A 2,275-nucleotide genomic window follows, 5' to 3' on the forward strand; every position below is an offset into this window, starting at 1 on the left:
TCGAAGATGATGACCAGCTCGCCTCCGCGCCGGAAGATCGACGGCCCCTCCACCAGCGAGGGGGTGACCGGTCCGGTGCCGGCGGTGTACGGACCCAGCCGCCAGGCCGCCGCCGCCCGCGCCGAGGAGCTGGTGCAGCTCCTGGAGACCCGGATGTCGACCGCGAGCGAGCAGCTCGGGCGGCTGCGCGGCGAGGCCGAACGCCTCGCCCCCGCGGACGACGGCGCGACGCACACCGACCTGCCCGAGGACCTGCAGCCGCGTGACGCCGAGCACGCGCAGACCCTGCTGCGCACCGCCACGACCGAACTGGCCTCCCACACCGAGGCGCTGAACCAGGCACGCGAGGCGCACGCCGAACTCCTCGACGCGCACCGGGCCGCCGAGGACGCGGCGAGCGGCTTCGACGAGATCGCTGCCATGCTCCGCGACCTCCTGCGCGAGCACACCCCGGACGAGGAGCACGAGGAGCACGAGCCCTACCCCGGCAGCCCCGACGAGGCCCGGCAGTCGGCTGCGGAGGCCCGTCGCTCCCTGCGCGGTTGCGCCGCCGACCTGTCCGCCGCCGAGTCCGCCGTCCGCGAGGCGAGCGACATCCTCGTCCGGCACGCCAACTCCACGCGCTACGAGCAGGTCCGCACCCCGGCCCGCCAGCAGATCCGCGAACTGCCCGCCTCCGCGCTGCCCGAGCACGCCCAGAAGTGGGCGGACGCCTTCGCGCCCCGGCTCCGCGTCCTGACCGACGAACTGGAGCAGCTGGAGCGCAACCGCGACTCGATCGTGGACCGCCTGCGCGGCCTGGTCGAGTCGGCCCTGGCCACCCTGCGCTCCGCGCAGCGGCTCTCCCGGCTTCCGGAGGGCCTCGGGGAGTGGTCCGGTCAGGAGTTCCTCCGCATCCGCTTCGAGGAGCCCGATCAGGCCACCCTCACCGAGCGGCTCGGCGAGGTCATCGACGAGGCGACCCGCGCCGCCGTCAAGAAGAACTCCGACCTGCGGCGTGACGGCATGTCCCTGCTGCTTCGCGGTGTCGCGGCGGCACTGGAGCCCAAGGGCGTCGCCGTCGAGATCCTCAAGCCCGACGCCGTGCTGCGCGCCGAGCGCGTCCCCGTCGGGCAGATGGGCGACGTCTTCTCCGGCGGCCAGCTCCTCACCGCGGCCATCGCCCTCTACTGCACGATGGCCGCGCTGCGGTCGAACGACCGGGGCCGCGACAAGCACCGGCACGCCGGCACGCTGTTCCTCGACAACCCCATCGGCCGCGCCAACGCCACGTACCTGCTGGAACTCCAGCGGGCGGTGTCGGACGCCCTCGGTGTGCAGCTCCTGTACACCACGGGCCTGTTCGACACCACCGCGCTGGCCGAGTTCCCCCTGGTCATCCGCATGCGCAACGACGCCGACCTGAGGGCCGGCCTCAAGTACATCAGCGTCGAGGAACACCTCCGCCCGGGCCTGCCACAGCAGCCCCGGGACGGCGAGGCGGTCCACAGCGAGATCACGGCGACCAGGATGTACAAACGCCCCGTGTCATGAGCGTGAGGCGCCCTCCTTCAGGAGATCCGCGCACTTCTCGCCGATCATCATGGTCGTCATGCGGGGATCGGCGGTGACGAGGCCGGGCATGACCGACCCGTCCGCGACCCGCAGTCCCCGCACCCCTTCACCCGCAACCGCGCGTCCAAGGGTGCGGAAGGATCGTCGTCCGCCCCCATCTTCACGGTGCAGGACGGGTGATAGACGGTGTTGTGCGTCTTGTGGATGTAGTCGAGCAGTTCGTCGTCCGTGCGCACCCCCGGGCCGGGCGCCAGCCCGGCCCCCGTCCAGCCGCCCGGCGCGGGCCGCCCGGCGATCCGCCGGGCCGGCTTCAGCCCGTACGTCGTGCTCGTGCGTGAGGTACCGCGGATCGATCTTCGGCTTGTCCCGGTAGTCCCGGGTCCGCAGTCGCACCGTCCCCCGGGGCCTCGCCCGCGTCACGTTGGGCGTGAGGCAGAACGAGTTTTCGGAGGTGGGGTAGCCGTGCCGGGCGGTGTTCATGTCTCGCACGCCTGAAGCAGGGCCGTGCCGCAGGGGTCGTCGCTCTTCAGCGTGCGCAGCTTCACCGGGCCGGTGCGGCCGCGGTGGTCGCCCGGCGCGTCGTTGTTGGACTCCGGCAGGCCCATCCAGCGCTCCAGCCGCAGGACGTCGTCGTCACCGACGTCGCTCGGGCCGGCCTCCAGCACACACCGTTACGGAGGGGTCCTCGGACAGCCGGGCCGCCACCACGTTGCTCGCGGTG

1 protein-coding gene and 1 pseudogene are annotated in these 2,275 nt (G+C 72.7%); one reads left to right on the forward strand and one right to left on the reverse strand.

Going from position 1 to position 2,275, the window contains the following annotated elements:
- The first annotated feature begins 6 nt into the window (after positions 1-6).
- Positions 7-1,533, forward strand: a complete 1,527-nt coding sequence (locus ABZ281_RS46485; protein WP_356664558.1) for a hypothetical protein — start codon at positions 7-9, stop codon at positions 1,531-1,533.
- Here the strand turns inward: ABZ281_RS46485 and ABZ281_RS46490 are convergent.
- A pseudogene (locus ABZ281_RS46490) lies at positions 1,528-2,275 on the reverse strand (GMC oxidoreductase); the annotation flags it as partial. The gene ABZ281_RS46485 and the pseudogene ABZ281_RS46490 overlap by 6 nt on opposite strands.

Origin of the sequence: Streptomyces sp. NPDC006265 (assembly GCF_040613555.1) — a bacterium.
Taxonomy (GTDB): Bacteria; Actinomycetota; Actinomycetes; order Streptomycetales; family Streptomycetaceae; genus Streptomyces.

Excerpts from the sequence above, each read along its gene's own strand:
- ABZ281_RS46485 (WP_356664558.1), top strand. The coding sequence starts at position 7 with ATGATGACCAGCTCGCCTCCGCGCCGGAAGATCGACGGCCCCTCCACC.